This window comes from Vibrio sp. 10N.222.52.B7, from assembly GCF_041474275.1.
In the GTDB taxonomy this organism is placed as follows: Bacteria; Pseudomonadota; Gammaproteobacteria; order Enterobacterales; family Vibrionaceae; genus Vibrio; species Vibrio crassostreae_C.
Genome location: NZ_JBFRTU010000203.1, coordinates 1 through 229, shown reverse-complemented (window position 1 = coordinate 229; position 229 = coordinate 1). Strand labels below are relative to the sequence as shown.

Below are 229 nucleotides of genomic sequence, written 5' to 3'. Positions count from 1 at the left end.
TGAAGTGCTGTTTAGGGTCTAGCGCGATCAGGTCAAGCTTATCGCCGATCTGAACTGCTGGAAGGATCGTATCTTCGTTCTTACCCATTGGACGCTGAACACGAGTCCAACCATCAAATTTAAGGATACGACCTTTCGCTTTTAACGTGTACTCATCGGCTTTAACGCTTACTGTCGTTGAATCGTATTGAGCTGGTGTCATTTGACACGCAACGAATTGATTCCAAAT

The 229-nt window shown here is 45.0% G+C and carries 1 protein-coding gene; it reads right to left on the bottom strand.

Annotation, left to right across the window (positions count from 1 at the left end):
* A partial coding sequence (locus AB4512_RS22400; RefSeq protein ID WP_372175740.1) for a DNA topoisomerase occupies positions 1 to 229 on the bottom strand: 229 nt, incomplete at both ends.